Annotated in this window: 21 protein-coding genes; 7 read left to right on the top strand and 14 right to left on the bottom strand. The window is 67.3% G+C overall.

Translation table 11 applies throughout. The features are described from left to right. Nucleotides 1-40: 40 nt before the first annotated feature. Nucleotides 41-964, top strand: a complete 924-nt coding sequence (locus AC0B44_RS05610) for a VOC family protein (RefSeq protein ID WP_471901932.1) — start codon at nt 41-43, stop codon at nt 962-964. Between the two features lie 31 nt (nt 965-995). Then, nucleotides 996-2,165: a 3-hydroxy-9,10-secoandrosta-1,3,5(10)-triene-9,17-dione monooxygenase oxygenase subunit gene (gene hsaA / locus AC0B44_RS05605; RefSeq protein WP_471901931.1), complete on the top strand. Its 1,170-nt coding sequence runs from the start codon at nt 996-998 to the stop codon at nt 2,163-2,165. Here the strand turns inward: hsaA and AC0B44_RS05600 are convergent. Continuing rightward, the gene (locus AC0B44_RS05600; protein WP_471901930.1) at nt 2,162-3,736 is read right to left on the bottom strand and encodes an FAD-dependent oxidoreductase; all 1,575 of its coding nucleotides are present in this window, start codon (nt 3,734-3,736) and stop codon (nt 2,162-2,164) included. The two genes, hsaA and AC0B44_RS05600, sit on opposite strands and share 4 nt — an antisense overlap. Before the next feature lie 165 nt (nt 3,737-3,901). On the opposite strand from AC0B44_RS05600, the gene AC0B44_RS05595 reads away from it, so the two are divergent. After that, nucleotides 3,902-5,368 carry an FAD-dependent oxidoreductase gene (locus AC0B44_RS05595; RefSeq protein ID WP_471901929.1) on the top strand — a complete coding sequence of 489 codons (1,467 nt, stop codon included), beginning with the start codon at nt 3,902-3,904 and terminating at the stop codon, nt 5,366-5,368. 27 nt (nt 5,369-5,395) lie between these two features. Here AC0B44_RS05595 and AC0B44_RS05590 read toward each other — a convergent pair whose 3' ends face one another. After that, on the bottom strand, nt 5,396-5,914 hold the full coding sequence (locus AC0B44_RS05590) for a flavin reductase family protein (protein WP_471901928.1): 519 nt from the start codon (nt 5,912-5,914) through the stop codon (nt 5,396-5,398). Nucleotides 5,915-6,181: 267 nt separating this feature from the next. Here AC0B44_RS05590 and AC0B44_RS05585 point away from each other — a divergent pair, with 267 nt between their 5' ends. Next, complete coding sequence (locus AC0B44_RS05585; RefSeq protein ID WP_471901927.1) at nt 6,182-6,805, top strand: TetR/AcrR family transcriptional regulator; 624 nt, start codon at nt 6,182-6,184, stop codon at nt 6,803-6,805. Between the two features lie 61 nt (nt 6,806-6,866). Here AC0B44_RS05585 and AC0B44_RS05580 read toward each other — a convergent pair whose 3' ends face one another. The 6 genes from AC0B44_RS05580 to AC0B44_RS05555 are packed head-to-tail and all read right to left on the bottom strand — an operon-like array spanning nt 6,867 to nt 11,828. Further along, on the bottom strand, nt 6,867-7,997 hold the full coding sequence (locus AC0B44_RS05580) for an acyl-CoA dehydrogenase family protein (protein WP_471901926.1): 1,131 nt from the start codon (nt 7,995-7,997) through the stop codon (nt 6,867-6,869). A 1-nt stretch (nt 7,998) separates the two neighbouring features. Continuing rightward, nucleotides 7,999-9,243: an acyl-CoA dehydrogenase family protein gene (locus tag AC0B44_RS05575; RefSeq protein WP_471901925.1), complete on the bottom strand. Its 1,245-nt coding sequence runs from the start codon at nt 9,241-9,243 to the stop codon at nt 7,999-8,001. Nucleotides 9,244-9,281: 38 nt separating this feature from the next. Further along, nucleotides 9,282-10,466, bottom strand: coding sequence for a lipid-transfer protein (locus tag AC0B44_RS05570; RefSeq protein ID WP_471901924.1), 1,185 nt, complete (start codon nt 10,464-10,466; stop codon nt 9,282-9,284). Continuing rightward, nucleotides 10,463-10,873 (bottom strand): MaoC/PaaZ C-terminal domain-containing protein, encoded by a 411-nt coding sequence (locus AC0B44_RS05565; protein WP_471901923.1) that lies wholly within the window; start codon nt 10,871-10,873, stop codon nt 10,463-10,465. Before AC0B44_RS05565 ends, AC0B44_RS05570 begins: the two co-directional genes overlap by 4 nt. Beyond that, nucleotides 10,870-11,277: a Zn-ribbon domain-containing OB-fold protein gene (locus AC0B44_RS05560; RefSeq protein ID WP_471901922.1), complete on the bottom strand. Its 408-nt coding sequence runs from the start codon at nt 11,275-11,277 to the stop codon at nt 10,870-10,872. Before AC0B44_RS05560 ends, AC0B44_RS05565 begins: the two co-directional genes overlap by 4 nt. Continuing rightward, nucleotides 11,277-11,828, bottom strand: a complete 552-nt coding sequence (locus tag AC0B44_RS05555; RefSeq protein ID WP_471901921.1) for a MaoC family dehydratase — start codon at nt 11,826-11,828, stop codon at nt 11,277-11,279. The genes AC0B44_RS05560 and AC0B44_RS05555 overlap by 1 nt, the downstream gene beginning before the upstream one ends. Before the next feature lie 206 nt (nt 11,829-12,034). On the opposite strand from AC0B44_RS05555, the gene AC0B44_RS05550 reads away from it, so the two are divergent. Continuing rightward, the gene (locus AC0B44_RS05550) at nt 12,035-12,811 is read left to right on the top strand and encodes an SDR family oxidoreductase (RefSeq protein ID WP_471901920.1); all 777 of its coding nucleotides are present in this window, start codon (nt 12,035-12,037) and stop codon (nt 12,809-12,811) included. Then, nucleotides 12,808-13,722 (top strand): SDR family oxidoreductase, encoded by a 915-nt coding sequence (locus tag AC0B44_RS05545; RefSeq protein ID WP_471901919.1) that lies wholly within the window; start codon nt 12,808-12,810, stop codon nt 13,720-13,722. The genes AC0B44_RS05550 and AC0B44_RS05545 overlap by 4 nt, the downstream gene beginning before the upstream one ends. 79 nt (nt 13,723-13,801) lie before the next feature. Here AC0B44_RS05545 and AC0B44_RS05540 read toward each other — a convergent pair whose 3' ends face one another. The 3 genes from AC0B44_RS05540 to AC0B44_RS05530 form a co-directional block, all read right to left on the bottom strand. Then, nucleotides 13,802-14,461, bottom strand: a complete 660-nt coding sequence (locus AC0B44_RS05540; RefSeq protein ID WP_471901918.1) for a GNAT family N-acetyltransferase — start codon at nt 14,459-14,461, stop codon at nt 13,802-13,804. A gap of 77 nt (nt 14,462-14,538) precedes the next feature. Continuing rightward, nucleotides 14,539-15,012, bottom strand: coding sequence for a nitroreductase family deazaflavin-dependent oxidoreductase (locus AC0B44_RS05535; RefSeq protein WP_471901917.1), 474 nt, complete (start codon nt 15,010-15,012; stop codon nt 14,539-14,541). A 1-nt stretch (nt 15,013) separates the two neighbouring features. Then, nucleotides 15,014-16,177 (bottom strand): steroid 3-ketoacyl-CoA thiolase, encoded by a 1,164-nt coding sequence (locus tag AC0B44_RS05530; protein ID WP_471901916.1) that lies wholly within the window; start codon nt 16,175-16,177, stop codon nt 15,014-15,016. A gap of 193 nt (nt 16,178-16,370) precedes the next feature. Between AC0B44_RS05530 and AC0B44_RS05525 the strand changes: the two genes are divergently transcribed. Next, nucleotides 16,371-17,627: a cytochrome P450 gene (locus AC0B44_RS05525; protein ID WP_471901915.1), complete on the top strand. Its 1,257-nt coding sequence runs from the start codon at nt 16,371-16,373 to the stop codon at nt 17,625-17,627. 127 nt (nt 17,628-17,754) lie between these two features. Here AC0B44_RS05525 and AC0B44_RS05520 read toward each other — a convergent pair whose 3' ends face one another. Genes AC0B44_RS05520 through AC0B44_RS05510 form a run of 3 tightly spaced genes read right to left on the bottom strand, consistent with a single transcriptional unit; the run spans nt 17,755 to nt 19,645 of the window. Further along, a complete protein-coding gene (locus AC0B44_RS05520) occupies nt 17,755-18,330 on the bottom strand; it encodes a nucleotidyltransferase family protein (RefSeq protein ID WP_471901914.1) in 576 nt (191 codons plus the stop codon). A 26-nt stretch (nt 18,331-18,356) separates the two neighbouring features. Next, nucleotides 18,357-18,770, bottom strand: coding sequence for a nuclear transport factor 2 family protein (locus AC0B44_RS05515; protein WP_471901913.1), 414 nt, complete (start codon nt 18,768-18,770; stop codon nt 18,357-18,359). After that, nucleotides 18,767-19,645 carry a TIGR03619 family F420-dependent LLM class oxidoreductase gene (locus tag AC0B44_RS05510; RefSeq protein ID WP_471902070.1) on the bottom strand — a complete coding sequence of 293 codons (879 nt, stop codon included), beginning with the start codon at nt 19,643-19,645 and terminating at the stop codon, nt 18,767-18,769. The genes AC0B44_RS05515 and AC0B44_RS05510 overlap by 4 nt, the downstream gene beginning before the upstream one ends. Nucleotide 19,646 lies beyond the last annotated feature (1 nt).

Genomic DNA, 19,646 nt, shown 5'->3' with positions numbered 1-19,646 from the left:
CCACGAACCGCAGTACTGCACGACTTACGAAGGGACGGACATGACGGAGATCAGGGGACTCGGCTACCTCAGGATTCAGACCCGCGACGTCGCTCGCTGGCGCGAACTCGTCGTCGACGGGCTGGGTATGGCCGTGGGCACCGGCCCCGAACCGGACGGGCTGTACCTGCGGCTCGACGAACGTCGTGCCCGCCTGATCGTGCTCCCGGGCGAGACCGACCGTGCTCTGGCCGTGGGCTGGGAGGTGCGTGACGAATTCGCGTTGCGGCGCGTCCGGGAGGCGGTCGAAAAGGCCGGGGTCGCGGTCGAGGTGCTGAGCGAACAGGAGTCCTCCTATCGCGACGCGGAACAGGTCATCGCCTTCGACGATCCGGGCGGCACCCCCACCGAGGTGTTCTTCGGACCGGTGCTCGACCACAGCCCGCTCGTGACACCGTTCGGCGGAAACTTCCACACCGGGCCGGAAGGCCTCGGGCACGTGGTGCTTCCCTCCGCCGCGTTCGCGGAATCGTACGAGTTCTACACCGAGGTGCTCGGCTTCCTGCCCCGCGGAGCGACACGGATCGGCGGCCCGACCGCACCGCCCCCGATCCGGCGCGTGCGCTTCCTCGGAGTGAACCGCCGGCACCACAGTCTCGCGCTGTGCCCCGCACCGCCGGTGAGCGATCCGGGACTGGTCCATTTGATGGTCGAGGTGGATACGCTCGACGCGGTGGGTCAGGCACTCGACCGCATCGCCGCGCTGGGCTTCTCGATCTCGTCGACCCTCGGCCGGCACACCAACGACAAGATGGTCTCGTTCTACGTGCGGGCACCGGGCGGCTGGGATATCGAGTTCGGCACCGAAGGCATGCTCGTCGACGAAACGTATTACACCGCAGAGGAAATCACGGCGGACAGCTACTGGGGACACGACTGGTCGGCGTCGGAACCCTTGGCGGCGTTCTCTCCGCCGTCGCACTGACCGCGACGGCCGCGGCGGGACAGGACACTCGATGACTGCTTGTCAGGTACTCGATGCGGTGCGGGAGATGGCACCCCGGCTGGCGGCCCGCGCCGCGCACATCGACGAGTCACGCAGAATTCCCGACGAGACGATTCGCGAACTGGGTGCCGCCGGTGTGTTCCGGATGCTCCAGCCTCGCCGCTACGGCGGAGCCGAAACCGACCCCATGCGGTTCTACGAGGTGGTCCGGGCGCTCTCCGCCGCTTGCGGGTCGACGGGATGGATCGCGTCCGTCGTCGGTGTACACCCCTGGCACCTCGCGTTGTTCGAAGACCGCGCACAAGAAGATGTCTGGGGCCGGGACGAGTCGGCTCTCGTGTCGTCCGCGTACGCGCCGGTGGGCCGACTCCGGCGGACACGCGGTGGCTACCGCTTGTCGGGGACGTGGATGTTCTCGTCCGGATGCGAGTACGCGTCGTGGGCGCTGCTGGGCGGAATGGTCGTCGGTGCAGAAGGCAGGCCGGTCGATTTCGTCACCGCCCTCGTGCCCGACGACGACTACTCCATTCGCGACGTATGGAACGTCGTCGGCATGCGGGGGACGCGCAGCAACGAGATCACCGTCGAGGACGTGTTCGTCCCCGATCACCGAGTGGTGCGCAACTTCGACACCGCGAAGTTGCGGGGACCGGGACAGAAGGTCAACACCGGTCCGCTGTATCGCTTACCGTTCGCATCGCTCTTCGCCACCACCGTTGCCGTGCCCGTCGTGGGTGTGGTGGAGGGCTGCTACGACGAGTACCTGTCGGCGATGCGGGAGCGGGTGCGTCTGAGCCTGGGTGGTGGACGTTTCGTCGACGATCCGTTCGCGCAGGTTGCCGTCGGGCGCGCGTCGTCGGAGATCGACGCTGCGACACTCCAATTGGAGCGCAACATGCGCGACCTGTGGACACATGCGAAGGCGGGAGAAGACATCCCGTTGTCTCTGCGGCTGCGAACCAGGCGCGATCAGGTCCGTGCAACCGAACGCGCCGTCGAAGCGATCGACCTGCTGTTCAAGACGGCGGGCGGGTCGTCGTTGTTTCTCGGAAACGTCGTGGAGCGCGCGTGGCGCGACGCGCATGCGGGAAGCATGCACGTCGCGAACGAGCCGGAACGCGCCTTCGCCCTCTACGGCAAAGACGCGTTCGGGTTGCCCTTCGAGGACAACCTCGTCTAACTCTCGGCCACGGCAGAATCGGTGAGCACCGAATCGGCCTGCACCATGTGCTGGACCGCGCGGTAGGAGAACACCATCGCCGTTCCGAGCGGAGTGCCGGGTGCGGGGTAGAACCGCCCACTGAGCGATGCGGCCGTGTTACCCGCCGCGTACAGACCGTCGATTGCCGAACCGTCTTCGCGCAGGACGCGCGCGTCCGCGTCGGTGCGCACCCCGCCCTTGGTTCCGAGATCGCTCAGGACGATCCGGGCAGCGTAGAACGGACCCTCCGCGAGGGCTGTCAGCGCCCGGTTGGGGTTCTCGCTGGGCGGGCAGAAGAACACGTCGTACGGATCCTCACCGCGCGCGAAGTCCTCGTCCACGCCGGTGGCTGCATATCCGTTGAAACGGTCCACGGTGGACCGCAGCGTCGCGGCGTCGATGCCGAGTTTGCCCGCCAGATCGTCGAGCGTGTCCGCCTGCACCCAGGTTCCGGCGGCGAAGTGCTGTTCTGCGCTCGCCGCGGGGATCGACATCGCCGGCAGGACGGGGCCACCCTCACGCGAGTCGAAGATCAGGTACGACGGGACCGACTTGGACGACCCGTGCGCGAGCATCGCGCGCCCGAACCGGTCGTACGGCTGCGTCTCGTTGAGGTAGCGCTCGCCGTTCGCGTCGACGAGAACACCGCCCCGCACGCAGACCATGAATGCGCCGGAACCGTCGGGCATTTCGACGCCGGGGCACCACCACGCCTCGTCCGTCAGCGAGATCGCGGCGCCGGCCTCCGCCGCTGCGGTGTGGAGATCTCCGGTGTTCGCGCCTCGCGGGCCCATGCTCCAGGCTGCGGCACCCGGGGTGCCGTGTTCGGTGCGCATCTCCTGGTTGCCTTCGATCCCGCCGGCCGCGAGGAGCACACCGCGGGTCGCACGGAACTGCACCGTCTCACCGGTATCGGTGGTCGCTTCCACACCGACGACGCGGTCGTTCTCGACGATCAACTTGCGCACGGCGGTGCCGGTGCGGAGATCCGCGTTGCCGGTGCCCTGCAGGGCGAGGAGGAGGCGTCCGATCAGAGCCCGCCCGGCGATGAGCGTTTCGTCGGGGTGCGGCTCACCGTTGCGGTCGAGGCCGGGCTCGGGCCGGATCCGCTCACGCAACGAACCGGCCTGGTCGCTCGGAAGATCCAGGGCGTTGATCGCGCGGCCCACATCGATGCGTCCGGGTGCCGGGTAGTAATCGGGGAACGGGCGCCACTCGAATTCGAGGTTCGGGTCGCGCTCGAGGAAATCGACGAGCACCGGGGCCGTCGTCACGAACGCTTCCTGCCGTTCCTTCTCGGAATCGCCCAGGACAGCCGCCAGGTAGGTACGTGCGGACTCGGTGGAGTCACCGATCCCGGCACGTTCCTGGACCTTCGTGCCGGGCAGCCACATCGCCCCACCGGAGTACGACGAGGTGCCGCCGAACAGCCCGGTCTTCTCCAGAACGACGGTGCGCAGTCCCGCCGCGGCAGCGGAGTACGCGCCGGCCAGCGCCCCGCCGCCCGATCCGACGACGATGACGTCGTATTCACAGGTGTTGTCCTGCACGGATATTTCCTCTCGATCGTGGTACGTGTCGCACCCACGCAAGCGCATCTGCGGTGCTTTGCGGGCGGGTGCTCCCGCCCAGCGGGATATTCGGCATCGACCCGTCGGAGTCGGCTTACCGTCCGGAGGAGACCACTGGGCCGCGACACGGAAGGGGCTGTGCCCATGAGTAGTTCACCGATTCGCCCCATACCCGCCGACACCGTCGGCACCTGGGATTTCGAAGCGGACGTCGTGATTGCGGGCTTCGGCATCGCCGGAGTGTCCGCGGCCATCGCGGCTGCCGAGAGCGGCGCCGACGTACTGGTCCTCGAACGCACCGGCGGTGGCGGCGGGGCGGCCGCATTGTCCGGGGGCATCGTCTACCTGGGCGGTGGCACCCGGGTGCAGAAGGCATGCGGATTCGACGACACCGCCGAGCACATGAAGACATTTCTCACGGAGGCGCTCGGGCCGGGTGTCGACGAGCACAAGCTGGATGTCTACTGCGAGGGCAGCGTGCAGCACTTCGAGTGGCTCGAAGCATGCGGCGTGCAGTACAAGGAGAGCTTCTGGTCCCAGCCCGGCTGGGAGTGCCCCGCCGACGACTCGCTGATGTACAGCGGGGGAGAGAACGCCGCACCGTTCAACACGCTCGTGCCGCCGGCCCCGCGTGGCCACCTCGCCCAGGTCCCGATGCCACGCAACGGCGAGCAGGGTGCCGGGCACGTTCTGATGACCACGCTCATCGCGAAGGCGAACGACCTCGGTGTCCGCGTCGAGTCCGACATCCGCGTGCAGCGCCTGGTCACCGACCACACCGGACGGGTCGTCGGTGTGGTCGCCACCCGGTTCGGCAAGGAGATCACCGTTCGTGCGCACGGCGGCGTGGTGCTCGCGACCGGTTCGTTCGCCTACAACGACGAGATGATGCAGGCCTACGCGCCGCGCCTCTACAAGCGGCCCGCCGCGACGGTCGAGGAACACGACGGCCGCGCCATCCTCATGGCGCAGGCGCTCGGTGCGGGACTCGCGCACATGGACGCGTGCGAGGTCGCGTTCTTCTGCGACCCGCAACTGATCGCGCGCGGCATCCTCGTCAACGGACGCGGCCAGCGGTACGTCCCCGAGGACACCTACCCGGGCCGGATCGGCCAGCTCACGATGTATCAGAACGACAATCAGTCGTTCCTCGTACTCGACGAGGACGCCTACGAGGAAGGGGTCAACGCGCCGAGTTCGAGCCCGCAGTTGCGCAGGCAGCCGACGTGGGTGTGCGAGAGTGTCGCCGAACTCGAAGCCGAGATGGGTCTGCCCGAGGGCAGCTTGACCTCCACGGTGGAGTTGTACAACCGGCACGCCGCCGACGGTGCCGATCCCGTACTCGGGAAGAAAGCCGAATGGGTCAAGCCGATCGGATCGCCGATCGCCGCGATCGATCTGCGCGGAATGACGGGTGGGTTCACCCTGGGTGGCCTGCGGACGTCGGTGGACTCGGAGGTCCTGCATGTCGACGGCGATCCCATCCCGGGCCTGTACGCGGCGGGCCGCTGTACTTCCGGGTTGTCCGCGGGCGGCTACTGCAGCGGGATCTCGCTCGGAGACGGGAGTTTCTTCGGGCGCCGCGCGGGCATCCGCGCCGCTGCCGGCTGACCGGCAGCGGCAGGTCTCGACGGCAGGTCAGCCGTCGAGACCGAAAGCTCCGCGATAGAAGACCATCGGACGGTCCTCGGCGGGGCACTCCAGTTCGGCCACGCGCCCGACGACGATGTCGTGGTCCCCGGCGACGTGCACGTCGTGGATCTCGGCGTGGACCCGCATGAGCACGCCCGGCAACGTCGGTGTTCCCCAGTGGGACAGTTCCCAGTCGAGGCCGTCGAACTTCAGGCCCCGGCTCGATCCGAATCGTCCACAGAGGTCGGTCTGCTCCGCGCCGAGAACGTTCACGGTGAACCACCCGGCGCGACGGATCCGGGGCCAGGCCCGCCCACGATGATCCGCACAGAACAGCACCAGCGGCGGTTCGAGCGATACCGACGCGAACGACTGGCATGCGAAACCGACGGGCCCGTCCTCGTCGAGTCCGGTCACCACGGTGACTCCCGACGCGAAACGTCCCATCGCCCGGCGCATCTCGTCCGGAGTGGGCTGTGTGGCGGGCGAGATGCCGAGTTCCTGGGGCAGTGACTGAATCTGCATGTGCCTCACTCCGATTCGGATTACCGGGTCGCCTCCGGTCCGGGCGACGTCAACGAATCCGAGCGTATGGGTGACCTCCGCCACGCCCGAGTGGATTCTCGCTCAGCGGACGTTCGTGCGTGATCGGTCCGCGTACCGTCGTGCCGCCGCCGCGCTCCCACTGATCGAGACGACGTCACCGGTCCGGGGCGATCCGGATGCCCGCAACGGGATTGAGGCGCGCGCGGTGGGACAATTCGCATGTCGAATTGCAGGAAGGGGCCGGCAATGCCGAGGATTGCCAAGGCGCGGGAGGGCGCCGAACCGACTTCGGAGGTGCAACGTGAACGGCAGGAGCGGATACTCTCCGCTGCCACGCGCCTCGGGTCCGAACACGAACTCGCCAGGGTCCAGATGGCGGAGGTCGCCAAGGACGCGGGGGTCGCGATCGGCACGCTGTACCGCTATTTCCCGTCGAAGACGCATCTCTTCGTGGCGTTGCTGCTGAATCAGCTCGTCAAGGCGTCGGAACGACTGCCCGAGCGGGAGCCGGGTACGAACGCGACGCAGGCGATCTGTGATGCGCTCGTCGTCATGACCCGCAGGATCGTGGCGCGGCCGCGCCTTGCCTCCGCCATGCTGGTGTCCAACAGCACGGCATCCGCATCGGTGGTGCCGGACTCGGTCGAGGTCGACCACCTCTTCCACCAGATGCTCTTTGTCCAAGGAGGCATCGAACACCCGACGGACAGAGATCGTGAAGCGGTGCGCCTGCTGTCGATGGTCTGGTTCGGGCTGATCCTGGTGTACCTGAACGGCAGGGTTTCGCTCGACGAGACCGAGGCCGACATCCGGCGCGCCTGCGACCTGCTCCTCGCACACTTGGCCGACCCGGCGTCCGGAACCGTCTGACACGGACGAAGCCCCGCCGTCCGCACGGATGCGGAGGACGGGGCTTCGAGTCGGGAAGGACCTATCCTGCGGCCCCGATCGGGGGCGCGGTGTCGAGGAGGTCACCGAGTGCGGCGGCACTGGCGTCCGCGCCGCCGAGCGTGAACGACAACTGGCGGCCCCACAGGAAGTACCGGTGGATGGGGTAGTCGATGTCGGCACCGATACCGCCGTGGAGGTGCTGGGCGGTGAGCCCGACACGGATGCCACCGCGCGCCGCCCACCACTTCGCGACGAGCACCGCGGCGTCCGCTTCGTCCTCGCGTCCGTTGTCGATCAGCCACGCTGCCCGGCGCATCGTCAGCCGGATCGCTTCGGTATCGATGTAGGCGTCGGCCGCGCGTACCGCGACGGCCTGGTTCGTCGACAACGGACGCCCGAACTGCATGCGCTCGGAGGTGTAGACCGCGGTCATCCGCAACGATTCCTCACACACGCCGAGTTGGAGCGCTGCGATGGCCAGACGGAGCCGGCGGCGAGTCCACGCGGTGATCTCGGCGCCGTCACCGGGCAGTACGTCCGCCGCAGCGATGACGACGTCGTCGAAGCGCACCGCCGCGTCGGCGCCCTGCCCGGTCACCGACACCGGCGTCACCGTCACCCCGGCTGCGCTCGCCGAGGCGACGACCACGGCAACGGAGTCGTCGTCACACAGAACGGGCACCAGCACTCCGGCAGCATCGGGAGCCCACGGCACGGACGGGATCTCACCGCTGATCACCAGATCGTCACCCTTGCGGACCGCCGTCAACGCGGCGCTCTCCCCGGGATGGCTGTCGAAGGCACCCATGAGAACGAGCGATCCCTCGACGATGCCGGTGACGTAACGCTCCACCTGATCCGGGGAGCCGAACTGCGCGAGCGGAAGGGCCGCTCCGGCGACGACGGACCACACCGGTACCGGGGCCACGCGGCGACCCTGCTGCTGCAGAATCGTCGTCAGGCCGAGCATGCCCATCCCCGCACCACCGGCGGACTCGGGCAGGGCGAGGCCGAGCAGACCGGAGTCGCCGAGCGCCTTCCAGAGTGTGGCGTCGAAGCCGCCCTCGGTCCGTTCGACCGCGACGACCCGCTCGACCGTTGCCAGGGCGCCGAAGACCTGCGCGGCGAGGTCCTCGACCGCGATCAGGTCGTCATCGAGCTCGAATTCCATGTCAGCTCCTCGTCTCTGACGGCTTGGCGGCCGTTGTTGCTGCCGGCTCCGGCGCTTTCGCGTCGGGGCGCCTCCGGGCGCCGAGAGTCATCCCGAGGGTCTTCGCCGCGACGATTTCGCGCAGAACCTCGTTGGTGCCTCCGCCGAAGGTGTTGTTCTGTGCGCGCCGGGCGAGCGACTCGACGCGGCCTTCGATCACCGCGCCGTGGCTGCCCGGGCGCAGCAGGCCCCGAGCACCGAGCACTTCCTGCAACATTCCGTATGCGGTGACGACGCCTTCGGTGCCGAAGATCTTCGCTGCCGCCGAGTCACCGCCGCCGAGTGTGTTGGCCGCGATGTCCGACACCAGGCGCAGGTTCACGAGGTCCGCGGCGGACAGCAGCGCGTACACCTCCGCCAGTGTCTTGCGGACCCACGGCACGTCGTACAGCACGCCGGGACCGACGGGCTCCTGCTTGGTCCACGCGAGCACTTCGTCGTACATCTGGTTGGCGATACCGCCGCGTGCCGCGAGGGCAACCCGCTCGTGGTTGAGCTGACTGGTGATCAGCGTCCATCCCTGGTTCACCCCACCGACGACGTTGCTCAGCGGCACCCGGATGTCTTCGTAGTACGTGACGGCGGTGCTGATGCCGCCGACGGTCTTGATCTCGGTGGCCGAGAAACCGGGAGACGTCGTGGGCACCAGCACGACCGAGATCCCCTTGTGCCGGGGTGCGTCGACATCGGTGCGGACGGCGAGCCAGATCCAGTCGGCGAAGATCGCGGAACTGGTGAACAGCTTGTTGCCGTTGATGACGAGTTCGTCGCCGTCGGTGCGCGCCCGGGTCTGGAGCGCGGCAAGGTCGGTTCCGGCTCCCGGCTCGGTGTACCCGATCGCGAACTTCAGTTCACCGGTGAGGATCTTCGGAAGAAAGAAGTCCTTCTGCTCCTGCGACCCATATTTCATCAGGGCGGGCGCCACGGTGTTGAGCGTGACCAGGGAGACCGGGGCTCCGGCGCGGATCGTCTCGTCGTAGAAGACGTAGAGCGCCTCGGGGTCCTCGCCGCGTCCGCCGTATTCCTCCGGCCAGCCGAGGCCGAGCCAGCCGTCGCTGCCCATCTGCCGGTAGATCCGGTCGAAGACGGGACCGCCCTCCGTCTGGTCCACCAGGGCCCGGCGATCCTCGTCGTTGATGATGCGGGCGAAGTACTCCCGCAGTTCGGTGCGTAGCCGCCGTGACTTGTCGGACAGCTCGGGATGCATGTGGTCTCCTGAGAAGTGGTCGGATGGCGTGGGGCGGATCAGCGATCCGCGGACAGCACGATCGCGCTGTGCGGAACCGGAGAACCACCCGTGACGAGGACGTTGTCGAGCGTCTTGGCGGGCTGGTTCACCGACGTGCCGCGGACGAGCCGGACGCCTTCGGCAATTCCGTTGACGCCGTGGATGTAGCCTTCGCCGAGCTGGCCGCCGTGGGTGTTGACCGGCAGGCGGCCGTCCACCTCGAGGTTGCCCTCGGCGACGAAGTCCTTCGCTTCGCCCCGGCCACAGAAGCCGTACTCCTCCAACTGGAGCAGCACCATGGGGGTGAACGCGTCGTAGATGATCGCTGCGTCGATGCCTTCCGGCCCGAAGCCGGCCTGCGCCCACATCTGCTTGGCGACGAGTTCGACCTCGGGCATCACGTCGATGTCGTCACGGTAGTAACTGCTCATCGAGATCTGCTGCGGGCCGACACCCTGTGCCGCGCCGGTGATGACGGCCGGGGGGTGCGGAAGAGAGCGTGCACGTTCGGTGCTGACGATGACCAGGGCCTGTCCGCCGTCGCTCTCCTGGCAGCAGTCCAAGAGGCGCAGCGGGTCGGCGAGCATTCGCGAGTTCTGGTGATCGTCGAGGGTGATGGGCCGCTCGTAGAACCACGCCTTGGGGTTGTTGGCGGCGTGCTTGCGCGACAGCACCGACACGCGGCCGAAGTCGGCGCTCGTGGCGCCGTACCGCTGCATGTAGCGACGCGCGAGGAACGCTTCCTGCTGCGCGGGAGTGAGCAACCCGTAGGGGTTGATCCAGTTGCGGTACTCCTGATCGGTGCTCGAGTTGTACGCGAAAGGCGGTGGGCCGGAGCCGAAACGGTGACCCGAGCGTTCGTTGAACGCGCGGTAGACCACGACGACGTCGGCAACGCCGGTCGCCACGGCCATCGCGGCCTGTTGCACGGGAGCGCAGGCACCACCGCCGCCGTGCGGGATGCGGCTGAAGAACTTCAGTTCGGGGATGCCGAGCGCGCGGGCCACCGCGATCTCCGGGTTGGTCTCCATGGTGAACAGTGCGAACCCGTCGACCTCTTCGACGCCGATCTGTGCGTCGGCGAGCGCGGCCAGGACGGCTTCACAGGCGAGTTGCCACTCGCTGCGGCCGGAATTCTTCGAGAATTCCGTGGCTCCGATGCCGGCGATCGCCGCGGCTCCGGAGAAGCCCTTCACGGTCATGGAGTGTTCCTCTCGTACGGCTCCACGACGACCACTGCGGTGACGTGGACGCCTTTGCTGTTGCGGCCCTGCACCTTCACGGTGACGGTGCTGTTCTCGACGGCGGTCACCTCGCCGCTCATCTGCAGCGGGTCGCCCGGGAAGGCGGGTACGCCCAGGCGCAGTGAAGCCCGGCGGATGCGTGCAGTGGGGCCGGTCCAGTCGGTGATGTAGCGGTCGACGAAACCGTTCGTCGCATTGATGCTCATGAACACGTCGGGAGTTCCGCGTCGCTGCGCGGCCCCCGCATCGTGGTGCACGTCCTCGAAGTCCTGCGATGCGATGGCGGTCGCGGCGATCGTGGAGCGGTCCAGCGGCAGTTCGAGGCCGGGAAGCGATTGGCCGACAGTGCATTCGGACAGGTTCACGACGCGTCTCCCACCTTGCGCAGCTGCGGAAGGATCTCGCCGTGCGCGTGTTCGGCGAATCCCACTTCCAGTTCCATACCGAGTTCGAGGCTCTCGTGGTCCACGCCGGCGATATCGGCGACGATGCGGATGCCTTCGTCGAGGTCGATCAGCCCGACCGCGAGCGGATACTCGAAGGCCGGGTCCTGCGGATGATGGATGATCGTCCAGCTGTGAAGCGTTCCGCGGCGCGACGATTCGACGGTGTCCCATTCGAACGAGCGGCACGCGGGGCATGCCGGTCCGGGCGGATGCCGGAGGGTGCCGCAGTCGCTGCACCGCTGGATCTCGAGTCGGCCTTCGCGGACCGCCGTGAACCAGAACTCGTTGTCCTGAGTGATGGTGAGCCTGGGGACGGTGGTCATCACGCCTCCTTCGGAGTGTTCGGGTTGAACCGGAGCATCCGGAAACGCTCCTCGGCGACGAGTTCGCCGTGCTGGTCCTCGTAGCGCTTGTACAGCGTGAAGAAGCGGCCGTCGCCGAGGCCGGTCCGCTTGATCGGCGAGACGGACTCGATGGTCAGGTGGGCGGTGACGCGGTCCCCGGGAACGAGTTCGCGGTGGTATTCCTGTTCGACGTTGGTGGCCACGACGGACGTGAGGCCCTCGCTGTCGAGTTCGGCAAGCATCCTCGAGTACGCGAAGTCCTCCACAATTCCTGCGGCGCGGTTGCGGTGCACTTCACGCCACCGGCGGTACCCCGCCATCACCCAGGTGGAGATCATCGCGGGTGGGCACACCACGGAGTCGCGTCCTGTGGCGCGGGCGGCGTCGGCATCGACGTAGATCGGATTGAAGTCGTCGTGGGCTTCGGCCCAGTTGCGGATCATCGCCTCGTTGACCTCGTACCGGGCCACCCTGGGTGGCTCGGCCACCTGGCCGACGTATTTCTCGTAATCACGCTCGACGGTCTGCATGGCCCCAATCACCTTCTCTTCGGCACGCACTCGAAGCGTCACGCTAGGGGTGGCCCGGTGGTGGCATCGCCCGATTCCCGCTGAGCAGGAATCGGAGGCATATACCGAACCAAGCGATTGCTTGGTAAGTTGGGTGCGGCCCCGCACGCGGGTCGGAACAAGCCACATCGGCCGCCCCGGCGGCCACACCCACGCGGAGGCAGGGAATGGATCTGGGACTGGACGGCACGGTCGTGCTCGTGACCGGGGGCGTCCGCGGCGTCGGCGCGGGGATCAGCAGGACGTTTCTCCGTGCGGGAGCGACCGTGGTGACCTGCGCGCGGAACGCGGGCGACCGGCCGATCGAAGCCGACGGCCGGACTGCCGATTTCCTGCCCTGCGACGTGCGCGACCCGGATCGGGTCGCGCAGTTGATCGACGAGATTGTCACGCGACACGGCAGGCTGGACACCCTCGTCAACAACGCCGGCGGCTCTCCCTTCGCCCTCGCCGCCGACGCGAGCCCGAAGTTCCACAGCAAGATCGTCGAACTCAATCTGCTGTCGCCGCTGCTGGTCTCGCAGGTCGCGAACGCGGTGATGCAGACCCAAGACACCGGGGGCTCGATCGTCAACATCTCGAGTGTGAGCGGATCGCGGCCGTCGCCGGGCACCGCGGCCTACGGCGCCGCGAAGGCCGGGATCGACAGCCTGGGCCGGTCCCTCGCGGTGGAGTGGGCACCGAAGGTCCGCGTGAACTCGGTGGTCGTCGGCATGGTGGACACCGAGCAGTCTCACCTGTTCTACGGTGACGACGAGGGTGTCGCCGCAGTGGGCGCGACGGTGCCGCTCGGCCGCCTGTCCAGCCCCGACGACATCGGCAACTGCGCAGCATTTCTGGCATCTCCGCTGGCGGCATACGTCAGCGGATCGACCCTGACCGTCCACGGCGGCGGCGAACGCCCTGCCTACATGGCAGCGGCCCGAACGAAGGAGACAAAGTGAGTGGACTGCTGGACGGACGTGTAGCGATCGTCACCGGTGCGGGCCGGGGGATCGGCCGCGCCCATGCGCTCGCCCTCGCCGCCGAGGGTGCGAAGGTCGTCGTCAACGACATCGGCGCCGGCATCGACGGCGCCGCGACCGGAGAATCGCCGGCCGAGCAGGTCGTCGAGGAGATCCGCGCGCTCGGCGGCGAGGCCGTCGTCAACGGGGACGACGTGGCGGACTGGGCCGGCGCGGAGAACCTCGTCGCGACGGCTCTGAACAACTTCGGCCGCCTCGATGTCCTGGTCAACAACGCAGGATTCCTGCGCGACCGCATGCTCGCCAACATGAGCGAGGAGGAATGGGACGCGGTGATCCGCGTGCACCTCAAGGGCCATTTCGCTCCGATGCGCCATGCCATGTCCTACTGGCGTGCCGAGTCCAAGGCCGGTAACCCGGTGGACGCGCGCATCATCAACACGAGTTCGGGCGCCGGTCTGATGGGCAGCATCGGCCAGGGCAACTACGCCGCCGCGAAGGCGGGCATCGCCGCGCTGACGATCCAGGCCGCGGCCGAGTTCGGCCGTTACGGCGTGACCGTCAACGCGATCGCCCCGTCCGCGCGCACCCGCATGACCGTCGGTGCCGGTGGCGCGATGGCCGAGATGATGGCCGCGCCCGAAGAAGGATTCGACGCGATGGCAGCGGAGAACATCTCCCCGATCGTCGTGTGGCTCGGCAGCGCCGAGGCGAAGGACGTCACCGGCCGCGTGTTCGAGGTCGAAGGCGGCAAGGTCTCCATCGCCGACGGATGGCGCCACGGCGAGGTCGTCGACAAGGGCGATCGCTGGGATCCGAAGGAACTCGGTCCCGTCGTGGAAAAGCTTCTTGCGTCGAGCGAGGCACCCACCCCGGTCTACGGGGCCTGACAACTACAGGGCCTGACGAAACAATGCGCGCTTCCGGTAGCTGGGCTACCGGAAGCGCGCATTCACGGTGCGGCCGGGATCAGGCCGGCGTGCGCACCGTCAGGGTCGAACCGGGGAAGTAGGCCGCGAGTTCGGTGCGGGCCTGCTTGAGAATGGCCGTACCGTAACCCTGCTTGCGCAACTCGGGACGCACCCAGATGCGCACGTCCACGTCGTTTCCGACGAGCTCACCGAACGCGAATCCGACCGCAGAGGGTTCGTCGCCGGACAGATCTTCGGCGACGAGCCACATCCCGGATTCATCGCTCATCAACGCGTTTCCGTGTTCCTGCTCCGCGGCGACGCGTTCCTTGCTGCCGTCACCCAACTGGTCGGCGCATCGTGCCTCGAGCAACTGCAGGTCCGCCGCCGAGTCGGTGATCGGCCGCACCCGGAAGTGCGCGCCCGTCGCGTACGGCCGAGCCGCGGTGGTCCATTGCAGTACGGCATCGAGATCTTCGAGTTCCTCACGGATCTTCTTGCGTTCCGCCTTGGTCAGGCGGCGGAACGGCAGATTCAGCACCGCCTCCGCGCAGAACTCGGTCGTGTCGAGCAGCGCGGCGATCGCGGCCACGGCTTCGGCTCGATCGGCGCTCTCGACGATGGCATCGAGTACCTCGTGACGCTGTTCCAGAGCACGCAGCAGCGCGGCTGCGATCTCCCGCCGGTCGAGGACCTGGTCGTGGTTCGTGTTTGCCATCGCGACATCCCTTCTCGAAAGCCTGTGACTACCGTTTCGAGTATTCCCGCATTCCGGTGAGGCAGGGGGTCGCAGTCCTACTCACAGATCACGACCGGGATGACGCGGTCGGTCCACGACTGGTAGTTGTCGAAATCCGGGTACATCGCGACCAGCCGGGGCCAGTACTCCGCGCGCTCGGCGTCCGTCGCGACCCGCGCGCGCATCTTTCGCACTCGCGACTTGATCTGGACGGTCACCTCCGGATTCGCCTGGATGTTGCGGAACCACATGGGGTTCTTGGGCAGTCCGCCCTGAGAGGCGACGAGCAATACCTTGTCGCCGTCCTCCAGGAAGAGCAGAGGAGTTGTACGGGGCTGCCCGGTCTTTCGTCCGATCGTGGTGACCAGGCATACCGGGATCCCCCGCGGGAAGGCACTGCCGACCCGCCACTTGCCACCGATACGGCCACCCGTGGCGCGGTACGCGGCGACGTTGACTCGCGACATCCACTTGATGATCGGGATGGTCGCCTTCGAGTTCAGTCCCTTGGGTGCGCGTTCGGCGGCCACGTCAGATCCGCTCGATGACGGTGCCGGTCGCCAGCGCGCCACCCGCACACATCGTGATCAGCGCGGTTGAGCCGTCACGGCGCTCGAGTTCGTGCAGAGCGGTGGTGAGCAGGCGTGAACCCGTCGATCCGACGGGGTGCCCGAGCGCGATGGCTCCACCGTTGACATTGACCTTGTCCATGTCGGGGCCGTGCACGTTCGCCCAGGACAGTAACACCGAGGCGAAGGCCTCGTTGACCTCGAACAGGTCGAGATCGCCGATCCTCATGCCCGCCTTCTCGAGCACCTTCGCGGTGGCCTGCACCGGGCCGTCGAGGTGGAATTCGGGTTCGGCGCCGACCAGGGCCTGCGCGACGATGCGGGCGCGCGGCTTCAGACCGAGTGCCTTCGCTCGGTCCTCGTCCATCAGCAGGACGGCAGCTGCACCGTCGGAGATCTGCGACGAGGTGCCGGCGGTATGGATCCCGCCCTCGAGCACCGGCTTTAGCTTCGCCAGCGACTCGGGTGAAGTGTCGCGGAGTCCCTGGTCCCGGGTGACGGTCTGCTTCTCGCCGGTGGGGGTGCCCTGTTTGTCGACGACCGGAGCCACGACGTGCAGCACCTCGCGGTCGAAGCGGCCCTCGTCCCATGCCTGCTTGGCGAGGGTCTGCGACCGGACACCGAGCGTGTCGACGTCCTCACGGGTGATGCCGCGCCTGCGGGCGATACGCTCGGCAGCCTCGAACTGGTTGGGCATGTCGATGTTCCACGAGTCGGGGCGTCGCGGACCGGCTTGGTCGCCCACATTGGCACCGAGCGGAACCTGACTCATGGCCTCGATTCCACATGCGATTCCGGCGTCGATCGCGCCGGTGGCAATGAGACCTGCGATGAGGTGGTTGGCCTGCTGCGCCGAACCGCACTGGCAGTCGATGGTCGTGGCGCCCACCTGCCAGGGGAGGCCGGCGTTCAGCCAGGCGGTGCGCGTGATGTTGTTCGACTGCGCGCCGGCCTGGGTGACACAGCCGCCGATGACCTGCTCGACGAGCGCCGGATCGATCCCGGCACGCTCCACGAGCCCACTCTGGGCGGCACCGAGGATTTCCGCAGCATGCAGACCCGCGAGCCATCCGCCTCGCTTGCCGATCGGGGTACGTACGGCCTCGACGATGACTGGAGTGCCCACGGCGGGCTCCTTTCCTTTGGTTCTCTTCAATCTGATGTTCTCTGCAAAGTAGAACAGGTTGTCACGACCGGCAGCAAGCGTCCGAATCGGGCGGGACGTGCTGATCTCTTGGTCACAAGCCGAGCCTGTGTTTGAATGGTTTTAGAACGTGTTACACATCACGCGAGGGGTACTCGCCAGGCAGGAGAGATAAGTGGCGCAGCCGAACATCCCCGAAGGCATCGACTTCACCGATCCCGATTTGTATGCAGACCGCATGCCGTTCGAAGAGTTCGCCGAACTCCGGAAGACGGCACCGGTGTGGTGGAACAAGAAGTCGCCCGAAAAGGGTGGATTCCACGACGACGGGTTCTGGGTGGTTTCCCGGCACGAGGAGGTCCGCGAGGTGTCCCGTCGGAGCGATGTGTTCTCCAACTGGGAGAACACCGCGATTCCGCGGTTCAACGACGATATTCCGCGCGAAGCCATCGAACTGCAGCGTCATGTTCTGCTGAACAAGGACGCGCCCGAGCACACCAAGCTCCGCAAACTCGTCGCCCGTGGTTTCACCCCGCGCGCCATCAACGGTCTGCGCGACGAACTCGACCGCCGGGCGAAGTCCATCGTCCAGGATGCGTGCACGGCCGGCCAGGGCGACTTCGTCACCCAGATCGCAGCGGAACTGCCGCTCCAGGCCATCGCCGACCTCATCGGTGTGCCGCAGGAGGACCGCTCGAAGATCTTCGAATGGTCCAACCAGATGACGGGCTACGACGATCCCGACAACACCGCAGACCCGGCGGCGGCGTCGATGGAGGTGCTCGGCTACGCCTACCAGATGGCGGCCGACCGCAAGGCGAACCCGGCGGACGACATCGTCACCGCCTTGATCGAGGCCGACATCGACGGCGACGAACTCGCTCCCGAGGAGTTCGGCTTCTTCTTCATCGTGCTTGCTGTTGCCGGCAACGAGACCACTCGCAACGCGATCACGCACGGCATGGCGGCGTTTCTCGACCATCCCGAGCAGTGGGAGATCTTCAAGCGCGACCGCCCGAAGACCGCTGCCGACGAGATCATCCGCTGGGCCACCCCGGTGACGTCGTTCCAGCGCACCGCGCTCGAGGACACCGAACTCGGCGGGCAGACGATCCGCAAGGGTGATCGCGTCGTCATGCTGTACGCGTCGGCGAACAACGACGAAGAGGTCTTCGAGAACCCGCGCGAGTTCGACATTCTCCGCGACCCGAACCCGCACCTCGCTTTCGGCGGCACGGGTGCCCACTACTGCCTCGGAGCGAATCTGGCCCGTATGGAGATCGACCTGATCTTCAATGCGATTGCCGATCACATTCCCGACATCACCAAGATCGGCGATCCGATGCGCCTGCGGTCCGGCTGGCTCAACGGAATCAAGGAGTTCGACGTCGACTACAAGACGTCGGGTGGTGGTTGCCCCGTGCAGCACTGACACACGGCAGTAGCGCGGACCCCTGCACCTCCGGGTGCGGGGGTCCCGTCGGTTCACGCGCCGATATTCCTGCCGGTCGTCGATGTCGCGGACGGAGGACCCGTGCTTGCCGTACAGCGAGGACTCCTCAGGGCTCGAGCCGGCGCAGATCGCCGACGGTGTCGATGTCTCCCGCATCCGCCAGGGCGGTGCAGTCGAGGCGCCGCACCCGGTCGCGTTGGCGCGCAAGGTAAGTGCGGGCACCTTCATCCGCTGTCGCCTGCTGTGCCGCCGCGACGGCGTCGGCGCGGTCGAACACCACCGGATGACCGGGCCGATCACCGAACACCGGAACCGTCACCGTCCCGAGGCGGTGCTCGGTCAGAACGTGCCGGACGAGTTCGGCGGTGATACCGGGGAAATCCACGACTGTGAGCGCGACCGTGCCGTGACCTCCGGCAGCACCGACGCCACTGCGGAACGACGTCGACATCCCAGCGCGCCACTCCGGATTGACCACCACGGTGACGTCCGGCGGACACGCTGCGGCGACCTCGTCTGCGTAGGCGCCGAGCACCACGATCACCTCGTCGCACCCGCCGTCGGCGAGTGCGGTGGTCACGGTATGCAGCAGGGGACGGCCGCGGTGAGGCAGGAGCGCTTTCGCGCGCCCACCCAATCGCGAGCCGTCCCCTGCTGCGAGAACGATTCCGGCGGTGCTCATCCCGCGACTCTACGAGGGACCGGCCCCTACGGGGCCGGACGCACCGTCTTCATGGCCCGGTCCATCTCCCAGAACGCCCGCAGCGACACGATCTTGCCGTCGCCGTCGACCCGGTACACGAAGACGCCCTCGGCATCGATGATGTTCCCGGCCATCGTGGTGCGGATGGTGCCGATGTTGACGCACTCGTCACCACACACCAGCACATCGTCGATGAGGAACTCGAGCTTGTCGGTGTTGGCGATCGTCATGTCGTAGAAGGCGGCGATGGCGTCGCGGCCGGTGTGGCCCTTGCCTTCCGGGTCGAATCCCGACGGTCCCACGGGATCTTCGACGCAGGCGTTCTCCGCGAACACCGCAAGCCACTCGTCCTTGCGCTTGCCGCTGGCAGCCGTTTGCGACGCGCGCGCCGCCACCCGTGCGGGGTGTTCCTCGCTCATGCCGCATCCTTTCCATGGATGTATTTGTCTGCGAACTTTCGCATCGACTCCTGCTTCGCCTCGAGCGTCGAATCGAACCCGTGGCCGTCGAAGATCCACGGCACCACGATGATGTCGGTGACGCCCGCGTCGGCGAGTTCGGCGTAACCGGACGAGCCGAATCGGTCGACGCACACAGCCTGGATCTCGAACGGCACGTCGGACCGCCCGTATTCGGCGCGCAGTTCCCGCAGTCGGTCGATCACCGCCACCAGGTCGTCGAACCCGATCATGGCCGACGTCCAGCCGTCACCGACCCGGGCGGCGCGGCGCAGCGCGACGTCGGTGTGCCCACCGACGTAGAGCGGAACGGGGGCGCTGGGGGCCGGGCTCATCTGGAGCCGGTCGAAATCGTAGAACTCGCCGTGATGCTCGACCATGCCGCCACCGAGGATCAGCTTGAGCACATCGATCATCTCGTCGACGCGCTTGCCACGCCGGGCGTACGGGACGCCACACCACTCGAATTCTTCGGGTGCCCAGCCGATGCCGACACCGAGACCGAACCGGTCTCCCGTCAGGTTGGCGACGGACCCGACCTGGCGAGCGAGCAGGACGGGGTTGCGCGACCCCAGCTTCAGCACCTGGGTATAGAACCGGATGGTCGAGGTCGCTGCACCCATCGCGGCGGCGGCGATCAGTGGATCCACCCACGGCGTGTCCGCGGTCCACATCCGCGACCCGTCGGGAGTGTACGGATAGTTGACGGTCTGCTTCTCCATGTAGAACAGCGAGTCGGGAAGGGCGATCGACGAGAACCCGCACTCCTCCGCGGTGCGCGCGATACCGCTCAGCTGATCGAGCGGCGTCATCGCGACCCCGACGGTGAAATCCACC

It is taken from the genome of Rhodococcus sp. NPDC019050 (genome assembly GCF_055664235.1).
The sequence above is the reverse complement of the archived record's forward strand: the minus strand, read 5'-3'. Positions and strand labels throughout refer to the sequence as shown.

Bases quoted from the DNA above. Each gene is read 5' to 3' on its own strand.
- AC0B44_RS05610 (WP_471901932.1), top strand. From the start codon at position 41: ATGACGGAGATCAGGGGACTCGGCTACCTCAGGATTCAGACCCGCGAC.
- hsaA (WP_471901931.1), top strand. From the start codon at position 996: ATGACTGCTTGTCAGGTACTCGATGCGGTGCGGGAGATGGCACCCCGG.
- AC0B44_RS05595 (WP_471901929.1), top strand. From the start codon at position 3,902: ATGAGTAGTTCACCGATTCGCCCCATACCCGCCGACACCGTCGGCACC.
- AC0B44_RS05590 (WP_471901928.1), bottom strand. From the start codon at position 5,914: ATGCAGATTCAGTCACTGCCCCAGGAACTCGGCATCTCGCCCGCCACA.
- AC0B44_RS05585 (WP_471901927.1), top strand. From the start codon at position 6,182: ATGCCGAGGATTGCCAAGGCGCGGGAGGGCGCCGAACCGACTTCGGAG.
- AC0B44_RS05580 (WP_471901926.1), bottom strand. From the start codon at position 7,997: ATGGAATTCGAGCTCGATGACGACCTGATCGCGGTCGAGGACCTCGCC.
- AC0B44_RS05575 (WP_471901925.1), bottom strand. From the start codon at position 9,243: ATGCATCCCGAGCTGTCCGACAAGTCACGGCGGCTACGCACCGAACTG.
- AC0B44_RS05570 (WP_471901924.1), bottom strand. From the start codon at position 10,466: ATGACCGTGAAGGGCTTCTCCGGAGCCGCGGCGATCGCCGGCATCGGA.
- AC0B44_RS05560 (WP_471901922.1), bottom strand. From the start codon at position 11,277: ATGACCACCGTCCCCAGGCTCACCATCACTCAGGACAACGAGTTCTGG.
- AC0B44_RS05555 (WP_471901921.1), bottom strand. From the start codon at position 11,828: ATGCAGACCGTCGAGCGTGATTACGAGAAATACGTCGGCCAGGTGGCC.
- AC0B44_RS05550 (WP_471901920.1), top strand. From the start codon at position 12,035: ATGGATCTGGGACTGGACGGCACGGTCGTGCTCGTGACCGGGGGCGTC.
- AC0B44_RS05540 (WP_471901918.1), bottom strand. From the start codon at position 14,461: ATGGCAAACACGAACCACGACCAGGTCCTCGACCGGCGGGAGATCGCA.
- AC0B44_RS05520 (WP_471901914.1), bottom strand. From the start codon at position 18,330: ATGAGCACCGCCGGAATCGTTCTCGCAGCAGGGGACGGCTCGCGATTG.
- AC0B44_RS05515 (WP_471901913.1), bottom strand. From the start codon at position 18,770: ATGAGCGAGGAACACCCCGCACGGGTGGCGGCGCGCGCGTCGCAAACG.